Annotated in this window: 10 protein-coding genes; 5 read left to right on the top strand and 5 right to left on the bottom strand. The window is 44.3% G+C overall.

Features of this window, described 5'->3' with window-relative positions; genetic code table 11:
- Positions 1-16 precede the first annotated feature (16 nt).
- The gene (locus ACX0G7_RS18300) at positions 17-4,393 is read right to left on the bottom strand and encodes a hybrid sensor histidine kinase/response regulator transcription factor (RefSeq protein WP_458924965.1); all 4,377 of its coding nucleotides are present in this window, start codon (positions 4,391-4,393) and stop codon (positions 17-19) included.
- Positions 4,394-4,632: 239 nt separating this feature from the next.
- Between ACX0G7_RS18300 and ACX0G7_RS18295 the strand changes: the two genes are divergently transcribed.
- Positions 4,633-5,547: a sugar phosphate isomerase/epimerase family protein gene (locus ACX0G7_RS18295; protein ID WP_458924964.1), complete on the top strand. Its 915-nt coding sequence runs from the start codon at positions 4,633-4,635 to the stop codon at positions 5,545-5,547.
- Positions 5,548-5,577: 30 nt separating this feature from the next.
- On the opposite strand, the gene ACX0G7_RS18290 is transcribed toward ACX0G7_RS18295, so the two are convergent.
- The gene (locus ACX0G7_RS18290) at positions 5,578-6,186 is read right to left on the bottom strand and encodes a YdeI/OmpD-associated family protein (RefSeq protein ID WP_458924963.1); all 609 of its coding nucleotides are present in this window, start codon (positions 6,184-6,186) and stop codon (positions 5,578-5,580) included.
- A 167-nt stretch (positions 6,187-6,353) separates the two neighbouring features.
- Here ACX0G7_RS18290 and ACX0G7_RS18285 point away from each other — a divergent pair, with 167 nt between their 5' ends.
- A complete protein-coding gene (locus ACX0G7_RS18285) occupies positions 6,354-6,800 on the top strand; it encodes a hypothetical protein (RefSeq protein WP_458924962.1) in 447 nt (148 codons plus the stop codon).
- 23 nt (positions 6,801-6,823) lie between these two features.
- On the opposite strand, the gene ACX0G7_RS18280 is transcribed toward ACX0G7_RS18285, so the two are convergent.
- Both ACX0G7_RS18280 and ACX0G7_RS18275 read right to left on the bottom strand, forming a co-directional pair.
- A complete protein-coding gene (locus ACX0G7_RS18280; protein WP_458924961.1) occupies positions 6,824-7,255 on the bottom strand; it encodes a DUF1801 domain-containing protein in 432 nt (143 codons plus the stop codon).
- A 185-nt stretch (positions 7,256-7,440) separates the two neighbouring features.
- Complete coding sequence (locus tag ACX0G7_RS18275) at positions 7,441-8,775, bottom strand: vanadium-dependent haloperoxidase (RefSeq protein WP_458924960.1); 1,335 nt, start codon at positions 8,773-8,775, stop codon at positions 7,441-7,443.
- A gap of 508 nt (positions 8,776-9,283) precedes the next feature.
- On the opposite strand from ACX0G7_RS18275, the gene ACX0G7_RS18270 reads away from it, so the two are divergent.
- A complete protein-coding gene (locus tag ACX0G7_RS18270) occupies positions 9,284-9,793 on the top strand; it encodes a DUF4382 domain-containing protein (RefSeq protein ID WP_458924959.1) in 510 nt (169 codons plus the stop codon).
- 226 nt (positions 9,794-10,019) lie between these two features.
- Here the strand turns inward: ACX0G7_RS18270 and ACX0G7_RS18265 are convergent, their stop codons facing one another.
- Entirely contained in the window at positions 10,020-12,869 is a 2,850-nt protein-coding gene (locus tag ACX0G7_RS18265) for a TonB-dependent receptor (protein WP_458924958.1), read from the bottom strand.
- A 229-nt stretch (positions 12,870-13,098) separates the two neighbouring features.
- On the opposite strand from ACX0G7_RS18265, the gene msrA reads away from it, so the two are divergent.
- Both msrA and ACX0G7_RS18255 read left to right on the top strand, forming a co-directional pair.
- Positions 13,099-13,590: a peptide-methionine (S)-S-oxide reductase MsrA gene (gene msrA / locus ACX0G7_RS18260; protein WP_458924957.1), complete on the top strand. Its 492-nt coding sequence runs from the start codon at positions 13,099-13,101 to the stop codon at positions 13,588-13,590.
- 88 nt (positions 13,591-13,678) lie between these two features.
- A complete protein-coding gene (locus ACX0G7_RS18255) occupies positions 13,679-15,304 on the top strand; it encodes an amidohydrolase family protein (RefSeq protein ID WP_458924956.1) in 1,626 nt (541 codons plus the stop codon).
- Positions 15,305-15,366 lie beyond the last annotated feature (62 nt).

Raw genomic sequence — 15,366 nt, 5'->3', positions numbered from 1 at the left:
GGCATTATCAATGTCTTTAACCAGCTATGTTATTGATCTTCGATTTCAAATAGTCCGAGGGTGTTTGTCCAAAACGCTGTTTGAAACAAGTGCTGAAATATTTGGCGCTGGTAAACCCGGCTTCATATGCAATGGTGGTAATGTTGTGTTCGCCGGCATCAAGGTATTGAAGGCTGCGTTTCAGCCGTATCTCACGGACAAACTCTACCGGGCTTAACGTGGTGAGACTTTTCAGTTTCTTGTAAAACGCCGAACGACTCATATTGACACTATCTGCTACTACATCTATGTTAAATTGAGAATCGCCGATTTTATCTTCCACTATCCTGATAACCTCCTGCAGAAATCGCTCGTCGTGCGAAGTAATAACAATCGGGGTAGCCTTAATGTCGATTTCTTTTTGGTTTTCCAGTATGGAATCAAAACGCTTTTTCCGCCTGTTGACCAGGTTGTTCAACGCTGCCATCAGCAGCTCGTTGTTAAACGGCTTTCCTATATAAAAGTCCGCTCCATACTGCAAACCTTCAATCTGGCTCTCTTCTGAAAACTTCGCGGAAAGCAAAACTACCGGTATATGGCTCGTAGATGGATCTTTTTTTAATTTGTCCAGCATTTGGATACCAGTCATAACGGGCATCATGACATCACTTAAAATGAGATCCGGTAAGATTAGTCCCGCTTTTTTAAGCCCCTCTTCGCCATTCGATGCTGTCTCTACAGAAAACAAACCGCTTAACTGGATCTTGAGAAATGAACGGAGATCGCGGTTGTCTTCCACCAGCAGTAATACTGGCAAACCGGTTGTATTACCAGGAGGGAACATTCCCGTACCGTTCTCCTCTTCAATCTCAGGCTCTCCCGGCGTCGAAATTTCAAAAACACGGGAAGTATCTTCAAACACTACATGATCCTTTTCAAAATGGCTTTTGCCCGCTTTCAGTTCAATACTAACTGTTAAGCCGGCGATTTCATTATTACGGGCAGATATCAATCCATGATGAAGCTGAACAATTTCTTTGGAAAGTGCCAGGCCTATGCCGGTGCCTTTTGAATCACTGCTGCCATTGTGGTCAGATTCAAAATAGAGATTGAAAATATTGTCAAGTTCATCCATCGGAACACCAGAGCCTTCGTCGATAATTTCTATCAATACGTTGTTATCCTGCCCGGTGTACTTTAAAATGATGCGTATATTTTTTCTATCCTTTGTAAATTTAAATGCATTGGCCAGAACATTGTAAAGCACAATATCCATCTTCTCTGCATCTATCCAGGAATACATCAGTTCACTGGCAGGCTCTATAGTAAGCCCTATTTGTTTTCGGGATGCTACTTCCGAAAAGTAGCTTGCAACCCTTCTGGTAAAAGCGACCAGTTCTACCTGGCTTACCTTCAGCGTAGCCTTTCCGCTCTGCGCCTTTCTCAGATCCAACAACTGGTTAATGAACCTGGTCATCCTCCGCACATTTTTCAGCGCCAGGTTAACGTGCTGATTACCCTCCCATGACAGTGTTTCCTTTTTTGAGATTTCTTCGAGTGGGTTCAGAATTAATGTAAGTGGAGTTCGTAGTTCATGTGACACATTAGTGAAAAAATTAAGTCTAAGATCGGCCAGCTTACGTTCTATAATCACCCGTTGGCGAAGGCGTAACATGGTCAGCGCACTTCTCAAAATCAAATAGACGATAAGGCAGCCTATAATTAAATATATGACATAGGCCCACCAGGTTTTCCATAATGGGGGAACGATGGTAAAGTGCAGGGATCTTAAGGGCGTGTTCGAATAAAGATCAACGCTTGTCGACTTAACCTGGAAAATATACTTTCCAGGAGGCAGATTGGTATAACTGGCCCGCCTCGCCGATTTGTTGTTTCTCCATGATGAATCGAATCCAAGCAGCCGGTACTCATACGATTCCTTTGCCTGCGAGCGGTAGTCGAGTACTGCATAGTCAATATTCAGAGAGTTTTGATCATAGCCAAGAACGATATTATCAGAACTCTTTATGGCAAACTTCAACGGAGAATTGTTTTCTCCGGGGAATATGTCCTCACTATTAATCTGGAGATTTGTAAATGCAATATTAGCATCGATCGTTGGGTTTACTATGTCCTGCGGTTTGAAAAGGAGATAACCGTCAACCGTTCCAAAAATGATATCACCGTTTTTTGTTGATGTACATGAAGCTTCAGCAAATGCTGTTGCGGGAAGACCGTCTGCTGCGTCAAAATTCCGAAAAGTACCCTTAGCAAGATTCATTCTTGACAAGCCGTTCTGTGTGGCTATCCAAAGTTGTCGTTGCTTGTCCTCCGCACAACTGAGCAGGTAGTCACTTGGTAAACCGTCTTTTTTTGTATAGTTCACAAACTTCATGGACTCCATAACATCCTGGCTGATGGCTTTATTTAACCCGCCGGACGAGGTGAGCACCCACATAGTGTCCCGGCTATCGCGATACAGGAACTGGATATCGTTGTCCCCAAGGCTATGAATATCTCCCGGAACCTTGCCATACTTCACAAATCTGCCATTCAAAAATGCTTCTGAACCAGGATCAAACAAGAGCAATCCATCTGTGGTTCCGATCCATAACTTTCCACCCGCGTCCATGGCCAGATGCCTGACCCTGTTGTAACCATTCGAAGGATAAGTTCGGAGTTGATTATTATAATGATAAAACTTAACAGATGAACCAGTTTCATCAGCCAGGTTTAAACCGCCACCAAAAGTGCCAATCCATATACGTCCCTTTCTGTCTTCGAGCAAAGCATATACGGAATTATGGCTGATTGCGTCCGCTTTTTTTGCGTCAGGCATAAACTGTTTTATCCTGTACTGACTACGTGTTGGGTTTAGCGGCTCAGCCTTAAAAAGTCCATCCCCTTTTGTTCCCATCCAGATATTTCCGCGGCTATCTTCAAGCAGCACGTAAACACCGGATGAAAATGCGCTGCCTGGAAAAACCTGGTCAAGCGGAATTTTTTTACCATCGTTGAAAACAAAAAGTTTTCGTCCTTTGGTGCCTATCCACAAACGGTCTTTGCTATCGCTATATATGCCTCTGACATCATTGTCTGCCTTGAGGTAAGTGTTGCCTACCGGCCTTGTTTGCCTGAAATCATTTGGCTGGAAAATTATTTTTTCCAGACCCCCTTCGTCTGTGCTTAACCAAAGGATCCCTGCAGGATCCATAAACTCAGCACTAACCATATTGGAAAACCTGCGGTTGTCTTTCCCGGTCTCATTATAGAAATGTTTCACTGATCCGGATTCAGCGTCATAATATCCAAAGCCACATCCCTTCATATTGATCCAGACTATACCCCTGTTATCTTCGAACACGGAATACTCTTCATCGTCGTGCAGGTAATTGGCAAATGCTTGTTGGGTGAACAAACGGAACCTTTGATTAACCGGGTCAAACAGAATGATACCCCGTTCCCTGGGTTCGATCCACAATAAACCACTTTGATCTTCGTAAATGGAAAGCAATTCATGTTCCGGGAAAACGTTAGTGGAGATAACTTTTGGATGATGGGTTGATACGGTTACCAGTTCATTAGCCCCCGTTGTGAGATAAAGTTTATGTTCGCCCGCTGAGAGTTTCAGATGATTTATCTTCGATCCGCTAACAGTTAATGTTGAATGTTTACCAGTGTTTTTATTTACTGCAATTAACATTCCGTTCCCTGTGCTAAACCACAGCATTGTACTGCTTTCGGTTATACTGGTGACATCGGTATTATCCAGTGGAGCAATGATCCTTTGTTTTTCAAAATTGCCATCAGGGTTCACCTTTATGCAGGCAAGACCTTTTTTTGTACCTATCCAGATCCTGGCAGCACTGTCCTGGTATAAAAAATTGATCGAATCGGATTTAAGATCATGCCCGGCATTTGCGGTTTCTGAAAACGGGACACAGGAAGGCTGATCCGAAGAGGCTTTCGTGATGATAAATGCACCCTGGCTTTTTGTAGTTAATGCAACCTGGTCTTTTTTGAGCAGGATGATCTTGTCAATGACCGCAGGTGATTTGTTACCTGCCCTGGTGTGTTCAGCGAAGGACAAAAACTGTTCTGTTCTTTTATCAAAACGATACACCTGCATGTCATAACCCTTCAACCACAGAAGGCCCGCATGATCTTCTGTAATAAAATCTATCCGGTTATGTTTTAAAACTGACCGGTCACCCGGCCGGGATTTATAAGTCACAAAATGATGGCCATCAAACCTGTTTATGCCCGTCCAGGATCCCATCCACATAAAACCTTCCCGGTCTTTAATCATACACATGATCCTGTTGTCTGACAGGCCGTCCGCGGTAGAGAAATGTTCGAAGTTAACTTTAGGCTGAGCCTCCACCACTTCTGTCTTAAACAGACAGCATATCATACAAATGGCAGGTATTTTCCAGCTTTTCAGCATACAAACAAATATAGAAATTATATAGTAGGTGGTGGCCGATATTCCAGGCTTAGGTTTAGACCGGATTCGCCCGAAAAAAATAGATTTGCGGCCGTAGCCATTTGTTCTTCTTACAGAGTCCAAAGTTATCTATCTTCAAGACGCTTACCTGGCTGCTTTATCTGGCTGGTGTATGCAAGAACTCAACGAATGCAAATTTTATTATCATGAAATCAGGGTCAACAGTTAACCGCCGCAATTTTATCGCATTAACCGCCGGGCTCATTCCGGGATCAATATTCGCCATGGATGTTTTACGTCGATTACCGGCCCCGAAGTATAAAATGGGTTTACAGCTGTTTACTATCCGCGAGCCGTTGCGTAAAGATGTTGTGGGTACTATAAAACAGGTTTCCGCGATTGGTTACGAAGATTCCGAAACCTATGGGTATGACCCCATTCAGGGTACATATTATGGAATGAAATCAGCCGATTTCAGGAAGCTCCTGGCTGATAACAAGATGATCACCACCAGCGGTCATTACGACTTCACGAAGTACTTTGATAAATCTGCAGATGAGATGGCCCGTTTCGTTGATCAATGTATTGTCGGTGCGCAGGCGCTCGGGCAGAAATATATTACCTGGCCATGGTTGGACCCCGCCTTCAGAACACTCGAACACTTTAAGCAACTAACAGGAAAATTGAATAGGATAGGGGAACAGGTAAACAAAGCCGGACTTGGTTTTGCCTATCACAATCATGACTTTGAATTTACTGACCATGGCGGCCAAAACGGATACGAGATTGTTATGGCAGAAACAGATCCGAAGCTTGTTAAATTACAGCTTGACCTTTATTGGGTGATGCATTCATCAAAGTTGACACCAGCCCAGCTTATTGCCAAACAACCTGGTCGTTTTGTTATGTGGCACATAAAAGATATGGATAAAAAGACACGCGACTATTCAGAACTTGGGAATGGATCGATTGATTACACAACCATTCTACCTGAAGCATCAAAATCAGGATTAGAATATTATTATATCGAGCAGGGAGGTAATTTTGCGAAGGACCCTATGCAAAGCGTTACGGATAGCGCTGCTTTCTTTAAGAAAAACCTCGAGAAGTATTTGAAATGACAAACAGCTAACCAGCCCTTTTCAACTACATTACTTATACTTATCATTCAGGCCCTTACCGGCCAGAATGATCGGTGTCATTTTATCCAGTCTCTCTTTTTTTGTTTCTTCCCTTTTAGCTGAACTGATATATTCAATGTATTCTTTTTGTTTGCCGGGGCTGAGTTTTTCAAATGCCGCCTTCAGCGCCTTATTTTTTTTAAAAATGGCCGCGAGTAGTTCCGGCATTTCAGGAGCTTCCGTTTTTTTGGGTTTCCACACTTTTCCTGCATCCTCATTTATTATTGCCTCGTTTATGTATTCTTTGATAAGTTTTTCATTGATGTCTTTCTTTTCGGTGAACTGCCAGTGCCGCAATGCTTTTGTATTACCTCCCTTTGCACTAACGAGTACCTTATGTTTATCTGCCAGGAATACACCGTTATAGAACCAAAGTGAGAAATAATTTTTTAGCCCCACCACCGCTACGATATTTTTCCCACGGTGAGTATACACTTCAGTGCCCCATTTTATAGTCTCAATCAGTCCCGTACTGCGGACAATAGCTTTTAGCATTTCGAGTTCTTCTTTCCATTTACCGGCATGTTCCATAAGCAAGATTGTTGTGTTATTGAAGGTTGACTGAGCTAATTTAGGCATATGTAAACAATGATAAACCAAACAATTCAGCAGGCACATGCGTATTAACAGGGCAATATGCTTCTGTATTAACGGATAACAATACCTTTGCGTGGTTTTCGTTTATCTGGCAGGCGTCTTCAAAACTCAAGAGTCAGCCGGTTTATTTCACATTCTAAAAAAATTGCATGAAACTCATATCTTCCGTTTTGTTAACTATATGTATTGCTTCAGGTCTTTTAGCCTGCAACTCGGGCTCGGACGATGTGGAAGAAATTGATACTCCTTCTGCAGATACTATGAGTGTCAGCAATTCTGCCACGCCGGCAGCAGCGACACCGCTACCTGCACTTCCACCACCCGCAGTAACTTTGCCCCAGGCGCCATCAGGTCTTCCTGCCCAGGCAGGTCAGAGACCACTAAAAAATCCAGCACATGGTCTGCCTTATCACGATTGTACAATTGCAGTAGGAGCTCCATTGGTAGATAAAGGAAACACCGGGCAGCCGACGATGCCTGCTTTAACCCCGACATTGCCCAGCCTTCAGCCGACACCTGGCGGTGTTAAATTAAATCCCGCTCATGGCAAACCGGGGCATCGATGTGAAATTGCTGTTGGAGCACCCTTGTCGTAATTAAGATCTCACGAGTTGTCTGGTCAGGAGGTTACGGTGGTTGTATACCTTGACTTCATAAATTTTATTGTTTCCTTCATCAGTTGTTTGAGTTTGATTTCATAAATGTCGGAAAGTTTGTTGATGTATATACAGGACTTACCCATCTTGAATTTCCCAAGGCCTTCAAGAAGGGGTTTATGATCCTCTCTCCCAGTATAAACATATAAAGAGATCGCAGCTTTACGTGGCGAGAATCCCAGCAGCGGTGCATCACCTTCGTGACCACTGTCATATTTATAATGATAGGTTCCAAAGCCGACTATGCTCGGACCCCACATTTTTGGCTCTTCGCCCGTAGCCGCTTTCATCAGTTCAATGAGTTTAAAACTATCGTCGTGTCTTTTTTCCTGTGCCCAGCTTTTTATGAAATCACTTACATTATTTTCTGTGGCTTTGGTTTTTGTTGTTGCCATGGTTGCTGATCGTCATTTTGGAAGTGAAAAATGCAAATGTCTTTACAAACATAGGGCTGAAATTGATACGAAACTAACATCCTGTAACCACCTATGTCCAGCGTATCACAGGATGTTGTTTCGTATTGAAGCCAACCAATAACCAGTGCTAACGCCGGTTATCAGCTAACGGGTGGTTCAGTCTTTCAGTGCTTGTCAGACACCAACCTGATGTCAGCGATTTCATTACCTAATTGCTTGCCAATTTCAAGGGTTGCCGTCTGGGTCCACCGAAAGTGTATGCCTCCATAAAGTCTTGAAAGAGCTGCTTCTTCTGCAAGTTTGGAAAAAGACGCATAATTACGTGCGGGGATTCCTCTCCAGACGTAAGTATCGTCTGATACCGGAATATCACCATAAGCCCTTGTCAATATCTGCATACATGGAGCATACAAACCCGCAAGCCCGGATGGATAGTCGGGATAGGGAGGCGTAACGAGAAAAGGCAACCAGGCTTTATCTATCAGTTTGTTTATGTATGTCACCGGGCGAATAAGGTTATGTGTGAATTTGACTTTCCATACCCTATAAATGCCTTCTTTCCCAACCATGCCGGTTTTTGCATACATTTCCGCGGCTTCTGCAAGCTTTGCCTTTTGTTTTTCCAGCACGCTCGTTACTATCGCAATAATATGCCCGGGGCCCGGATAATTTACTCCAACACCACCCACATCAGCCCACCACAATGCAGTGGCTTTCTGCTCATCATTCAGCATTTTTCCAATATCATATACTTCCTTTGCAGCTTTGTAAAAATCTGAATCGGTGTCTTCAGAGTAGGGGATATGCGAGGAAGTAAAGCTCAGACTCGAATGAAGAAAAGGTCTTGAATCCTTGATGAATGGTCCCACGGGGTTAGCACGTGCGGGAGGAGTTGGTTCCCAGGCACCGGGAAAAGCTGGTATAGTATAACCTGCACTGGACAGTGTGAAATTATCGGTTTTTGACCAGTTGTAAATTTCCGTAGCAATTGATCGCCCGAATGCCTGGGAACGATCAAGGACAGCGTCAGAAGTGTGTGCCTTAAATCTTGCGATATATGCATCTTCGAGGGAATCAATACTTGTTTTGTTTCCTGCTGTCAGATTAGGAAAAGATTGCCTGAGGATACTGGCCATGAAAGCGTTGGCACTGGCACCCCACAAATATTCTTTGTGCGATTGAGGCTTTGGCATTACCGGCATCTGGTAAAGCTTCGTGGATAAACTTACCGAATTTTTAATGCCTGGATGCACGGCCTCATATAAGCCTACACCCACATAGGCAAGGTCCCGGTTATTTTGTAATACAATTGGTGATGGGGTGAGGTTTAGCTGGATGCTTATGATCAGTTTGTACCAATCATATATTACAGTGGCGCTCTCCTCCTTGGCCGGTGGGTGAAAAGGATCATCTTTAACACAGCCAGTAAATAATCCTAAAAAGATGAGGAGGACAATCATCTTAAAACATCGGTTTTGGCCGATAAATAATGCTTGCATAATCAACAATTTTAAGGGTGAAAGAAATGTTGAAACGAACGAAACTTCTGGTCGGAAGTTTCACTGCAATACTGATCTCGGCTTAACGAAGAATCATTTTCAAAAGATAGATGATAGACAGGGAGGACTTTGTTAATCGCCATTTATAGGCAATATTAAAAGTTATTATAGGGACTTGTAAGGAGCTTAAGTCTTAAAAGATGAAGGCCGCGTCTATAGGTAATTCCTGAAGTGTACAGTTGATGTGAGGATTAATCGATCTTCCTTCAAAGATTTGATTCATTGAAGGTAGAGAATTGAATACAATAAAAAACACATGTCCGGCACTATTTTATCCTTCTGCATTAGCCAGATTGGTACCATTCCGGGAATATGTCCTAACCTGGGAGAGGAAAATTCTTTTTTTAAACAAACTTCAAAAAATACCCAGAATCGTTTGCATTATGGCATAGATATTATTGTATTGTAGTATCGTTCTAAAAAAAGCGATAATCCTAAATTAATCTCTATGAAACTAAAGAAATTTGTGTTCCCCCTGGCTATCTTAATTGCGACCCTTGTAGCATGTAACAAAGATGATGACTCCACAACCAACTTAAAGATCAGGCTCACCGACAATCCCTACAATGCTACAGAAGTAAATATCGATTTGCAGCAGGTGAGAGTCAATTTCTCCGCCGACTCAGCCGGATGGACCGACCTTCAGACACGCGCAGGTATTTATAACTTACTTGATTTTCAGAATGGCATTGATACGCTGATTGCAGAACAGGTTGTGCCTACAGGTACCTTAAAAGAAATACGCTTTGTATTAGGAAACCGAAACTCAATAAAAATCAATAATGTTGTTTATCCGCTTACTATTCCCAGTGGTAGTTCATCGGGGCTGAAAATTAAATTAAACAAACAGCTTCATGCTGGTCTTGATTCTTTAGTAATCGATTTTGATGCAGCACTCTCTATCCTCCAGGAAGGAACCGGCGATTATAAACTTCGCCCGGTGTTGAAGATAAAATAAAGTTGCACCTATCACAGCTGTACTAAATAAAATAAAAGGCAGTCATGCCGACTGTCGAAAACAAAATGAAAGGCCAGCATTGCGACTGTTTAAAACAAAATGAAGCGGAGCCATTGCGGCTGTTGCAAACAAAACACATAGTCAGCGAATAAGATCTGACTTCATACATTTAGCAAAAAATCCCCGTCCAAAAGATGGGGATTTTTATGCTTGCTGCTGTTTGATATTACTTTGCTGTTGGGAGGCTGAAACTGAGACGTCCGAAGAAATAGGAACCATTAAATCCCATTTGCTGAACGCGACGGCTATAAATGAATCTTCCAAGGCTCATATTACCGCTATGAACATGCATGTCCTGATATTGGTTGAAGAGATTGTTTGCACCGAGCGTAAGCCCAAGATATTTTGTAACCTGGTAAGACAAAGAAAGATCCGTTACGATCTTTGAATCAAAAGTCTGGTCAAGTGTTTCTGCTTTGCCGGTAAAGGCATTTACCGGGAAAGCCGCGGGATTAGCCGGATTGATCGTTGGATCCAGGTACGTTACTTTTCCAAATTGCACAAAACGAAGCATCGCACCAAATTTGCCGTATTTGTAGTTGAATGCGAGGTTTATTTTACTTTTAGGATTAGCAACTTCGATACGGCTTTGGTCCTCGCGGTTGAAATAGCTGCCTAACTGACCGCTGTTTACCAATATTTCTGAAGCATGTATTATGGGATTGCCATTATCATCCTTCTTGACTTCATTATCTATAAACGTCATTGCCAAAACAGTACGAAGAGAATGTTTTCCGGCAAAGTTGTGAACATAACTTACAACTGCTTCAAGTCCTTTAGCCCGTGTGTCGATAGCATTGGTGAAGAAGTTCGCCTGGCTTGCCCCTGCTGCTTCGAGTTCAGCTTTTAGTGCAGGGTCATTACCTCCGCTGAAATTATTTGTGAGGATGATGCGATCGTCGATATCGATCTGGTACGCATCTATTGTTATCTCCAGTCCCTTCACCGGCATCGCGGTAAGACCCACAGAATAGTTTTTACTGGTTTCCTGTTTCAAAGGGGGTATACCCAGGATCTCTGCTGCTTTACTGTCATTTGTGAAAGTGCCCACTTCCTGCGGTACCAACTGACCACCGGATGAAACAAACAATGTATTTGTTTTCGAATAGAATCGTTGTTGCATGGACGGCGCGCGGAACCCGGTACTATGTGAGACCCTGAAGTTCAGGTAATCGCCAAATTTATACCTTGCCGAAAACTTATAATTGAAGGTAGATCCGAAGTCGCTGTAATCTTCAAAACGGACAGCGCCGGTAACCAGCAGGTCTTTCGATAAGTCCTGTTCGAGGTCGAGATAAATTGACTTGGAGTTCCTGGTTTTGGTATCGCCGATTGTGTTGACAAAGCCCGCAAAGACCTGGGATCCGGCAGCGGCTTTTGAAGGAATATCATAATTAGTATACGAGGCTTCCTCGCCACTCGTGATACCGAATGCGTCCACACGATATTCCAGGCCAGCTGCTACGTTCAGGCCCTCAAATATGTCATACTTCTTTGAAAAGTCTGCGTTGGAGGTATTTTGCCAGTTTTCCAAACCGCCCGCGTCAAACGAAGTTTGTTTATTCCCGGGTAATGCAAACTGGGAATAGTTTGCTGAATTTTCAACGCTGAAACCGAATGTATTCATTCCATAGGTATTGCTGATATCAAAATTCCATTCCCCCAATTTTGTCCGGTAACCACCGGCAATTGAAAAGTCTTTGATATCACTATGGATCTCAGGAAGGAAGCCACTCGGATAAATTGCAAATACCTGGCTTGCATAGGTAGTGGCTGCCCCCGGTATCCCGGAAGGATAACGATAGAAGCCTGCCGCCTGGCCTTTTTTGCCTGTATATCCGCTAAAAACATAGATGCTTCCCTTTTCGCTGACAGGGTAAGTGAAATTTGCAAACACTGAAGCAGACTGAATATCAGAATTACCAATAATCATGTCAAACGTATTCCGGGTTTGGCCTCTCGCACCCATGATAGAATCATCGCGGTTCACGCCACCCACATTCGGGTATACAGCACCCGTGTAAGTGCCACCGCGGTTGGAAGACTGACGGTCCAGGTACTCGCCGGTAAGGTTCAGACTGCCTTTGCCAATCTTGAAACCATATCCGAGCGAAGCCTGGACGGTGTTGCCATCTGTCACACTCACATCCGGATCATCAGCTTTGTTAGTGAGTTTATTGAAAGCGTAGTTTTTTGGATACTTAGTCACATTGGCTCCATAGCTTACCGAACCGGTCAACACCCCGGTAGTTTGCTTCAGTACGATATTTATCACTCCGGCTATGGCATCCGATCCATATTGGGCAGCAGCGCCGTCACGAAGGATCTCTATTCTTTCAATCGAAGCAGAGGGTATAGCGCTCAGATCCGTTCCAACGGTACCTCGGTTCACCGTTCCATTCACGTTTACCAGCGCGGACTGGTGTCTTCTTTTTCCATTGATCAATACCAGTACCTGGTCAGGACCAAGTCCCCGGAGTTGCGCCGGATCTACGTGATCAGTTCCGTCTGATATCGTTTGACGGGCGGATTGAAAAGAAGGTGCGATATAATTAAGAATCTGGTTGAGATCAACCTGGCCGATCTCGTTTACTATCTGGCTGATCGGTATTACATCGACCGGCACGGGTGTCTGAACCCGGGTTCGGGATGGACTTCTTGACCCGATGATAGTAACCATAGTCAGGTCAGGTGTCACATCCATCTGCGCATCCTGTTCAATAGTTGTGTTAGCAACCACGGTGACATCTATCTCTTTGGTCGTCATCCCGGCAAACGAAATGAGAAGGGTTTGTTTTCCGGCCGGAGCACCGATCGAATATTCACCCTTGTTGTCAGAAGTTGTTCCGGAACCCGTTCCCTTGAGGAGAATACTTGCACTGGGAAGCGGCAGTCCATCTGCACCTTTTATCACCCCTTTGATGGTGCCGTTCTGGGCATTCGCCGGATTAATAAATACCAGTAAAATGAATGTTGTAATAACCGAATAATAAATGCGGGATCTGAACATACTCATAAATGCAGTTTTTTGGTGAATGAGATGGTTCGGGTAAAAGGGAGTTACTATAAATTACAGAATATTATCGACTTAAGCATCGAAATTCTTTGAGCGGCGGATCTTTTTTCCAGATGACAAAATTTCATACTGTAACGGCACGGGACAGTCGCAAACAATTTGCACTTATGATGGTTATATTCGCACCCGGTATCATTAACGGGTTTATCCAATATTAAAATTGAGATCAATGAGCACAGAAAAAGCAATACTTGCCGGCGGATGTTTTTGGGGAGTAGAAGAACTAATCAGGGATCTGCCGGGAGTACACAAAACAGTAGTGGGTTATACCGGTGGGGAAGTCCCAAATGCGACCTATAGAAATCACGGCAATCATGCAGAAGGCATCGCCATCGACTTCGATCCTTCTGTTCTTTCATACCGGGCCTTACTGGAGTTTTTTTTCCAGATACATGATCCGACAACACGGAACCGGCAGGGGAACGACCGCGGAACTTCATACCGCTCAGCCATCTTCTATCTGAGTGACGAGCAAAAGCAAACAGCGGTGGCACTGATAAAAGAAATGGATGCAAGCGGGAAATGGCCTGGGCCGGTAGTGACGGAGGTCGTACCAGCTTCAGATTTCTGGGAAGCAGAAGTTGAGCACCAGGACTATCTTCGTAAACATCCCGGGGGATATACCTGCCACTTCATCAGACCAGAATGGACTTTGTCCTGATTGTACTAGAACAGACATCAAGGTGCTGATCGGCGCAAAAATAAATAAAACGCTGATCAGCCCTTTGGTTCGCTGGTAATCGTCATATTTGCTGTTCACCAGCGCGAACACTTCCATGCAAACGAGCCTGCGATCCGTCCTTCTGTTTATTTGCCTGCTTACTTATTTCTTCTCTTATACACAGTCTTCTTTGCCATTAAAGGCGCCAGCCAGGAAAGAAGGTGATGGACCCTGGGATCAGCTGATCATCCGCGGAGTGACCCTTATTAATGGAACACTTGCGCCACCAATGGGGCCGGTTGATATCGTGGTTGAAAAAAACCGGATCGTATCGGTACAGGTGGTAGGAACTCCGGGTCTTCCGGTAGACTCGCTCCGTAGAGCAAAGCTTAAACCGGGCGGTAAGGAGCTGAATGCAACCGGACTTTACCTGATGCCCGGTTTCGTTGATACTCATGGTCATATTGGCGGCACCGCCCAGGGAGCCAATGCCGAGTATGTTTTTAAGTTATGGATGGCGCATGGTATAACAACAATCGCTGAACCTGGTTGCATGAACGGTCTCGACTGGGTGCTGGATCAGAAATTAAAAAGCAGTAAAAACGAAATTACGGCTCCCAGAATACAGGCCTTTAACCGGTTTGGCGCCAGGGCCACAACCCCTCTGGCGACGCCTGAACAGGCACGCCTGTGGGTGCGCGAAAATGCCAGACAAGGCGCAGACGGGATAAAATTTTTCGGTGCCAGTCCCGAGATAATGGCAGCCGCCCTCGATGAAAATAAGAAGCTTGGATTGCGTTCAAAGATGCATCACTCACAAACACATGTCGGCGGCTGGAATGTATTACACAGTGCAAGGGCCGGCCTGACCTCAATGGAACATTGGTATGGCCTTCCTGAAGCTATGTTCACCGACAGGACCGTGCAGGATTATTCGCTAGACTACAATTATCAGAATGAGCAGGATCGTTTTGGTGAGGCAGGGACTTTATGGAAACAGGCGGCACCACCATTTTCCGATAAATGGAACAAGGTGATGAATGAACTCATCTCGCTCGGATTTTCTTTATCGCCTACCTTGTCGATCTACGAAGCCAGCAGGGACCTGATGCGGGCCCGCCGTGCCGAATGGCACGATGACTACACCATGCCCTCGCTTTGGGAGTTTTACAAACCAAGCTGGAACTCACATGGATCTTATTGGCATAGCTGGGGTACAGAGCAGGAGATTGCCTGGAAAGACAATTATAAACTCTGGATGACCTTCCTGAACGAATATAAAAATCGCGGGGGACGCGTTACGGTAGGCACGGATGCCGGGTTTATATACGAATTGTATGGCTTTTCTTATGTGCGTGAACTGGAACTGTTACGCGAAGCTGGCTTTCATCCGCTGGAAGTTATCAAAGCAGCAACCCTGAACGGAGCGGAATCCCTTGGAATGGAAAAACAGATCGGAAGTGTCGAAGTTGGCAAACTTGCAGATTTCGTGATTGTGGAAGAAAACCCGCTGGCAAATCTCCAATCATTATATGGCACCGGTTCCATCAAACTTGTTGAAAATGATAAGGTGATCCGTGCAGGTGGTGTAAAGTATACTATAAAGGATGGAATTATTTACGATGCAAAACAGCTGCTGGCAGATGTAAAGAAAATGGTCACAGAAGAAAAAGCTAAAACAGGGTATAAGATCGTTCAGCCCGGGATCAAATGATTGTAGTCTTAAGGCAGATCGTCTCAGGGAACCAGGTAGTGTCAGTTGACAAGAACGACGTT

The organism is Flavitalea antarctica, assembly GCF_054461535.1.
Note: the sequence above shows the minus strand (reverse complement) of the source record. Positions and strands in the feature narration are given on the sequence as shown.

Excerpts from the sequence above, each read along its gene's own strand:
- ACX0G7_RS18300 (WP_458924965.1), bottom strand. The coding sequence starts at position 4,393 with ATGATATGCTGTCTGTTTAAGACAGAAGTGGTGGAGGCTCAGCCTAAA.
- ACX0G7_RS18295 (WP_458924964.1), top strand. The coding sequence starts at position 4,633 with ATGAAATCAGGGTCAACAGTTAACCGCCGCAATTTTATCGCATTAACC.
- ACX0G7_RS18280 (WP_458924961.1), bottom strand. The coding sequence starts at position 7,255 with ATGGCAACAACAAAAACCAAAGCCACAGAAAATAATGTAAGTGATTTC.
- ACX0G7_RS18285 (WP_458924962.1), top strand. The coding sequence starts at position 6,354 with ATGAAACTCATATCTTCCGTTTTGTTAACTATATGTATTGCTTCAGGT.
- ACX0G7_RS18275 (WP_458924960.1), bottom strand. The coding sequence starts at position 8,775 with ATGCAAGCATTATTTATCGGCCAAAACCGATGTTTTAAGATGATTGTC.
- ACX0G7_RS18265 (WP_458924958.1), bottom strand. The coding sequence starts at position 12,869 with ATGAGTATGTTCAGATCCCGCATTTATTATTCGGTTATTACAACATTC.
- ACX0G7_RS18290 (WP_458924963.1), bottom strand. The coding sequence starts at position 6,186 with ATGCCTAAATTAGCTCAGTCAACCTTCAATAACACAACAATCTTGCTT.
- ACX0G7_RS18270 (WP_458924959.1), top strand. The coding sequence starts at position 9,284 with ATGAAACTAAAGAAATTTGTGTTCCCCCTGGCTATCTTAATTGCGACC.
- msrA (WP_458924957.1), top strand. The coding sequence starts at position 13,099 with ATGAGCACAGAAAAAGCAATACTTGCCGGCGGATGTTTTTGGGGAGTA.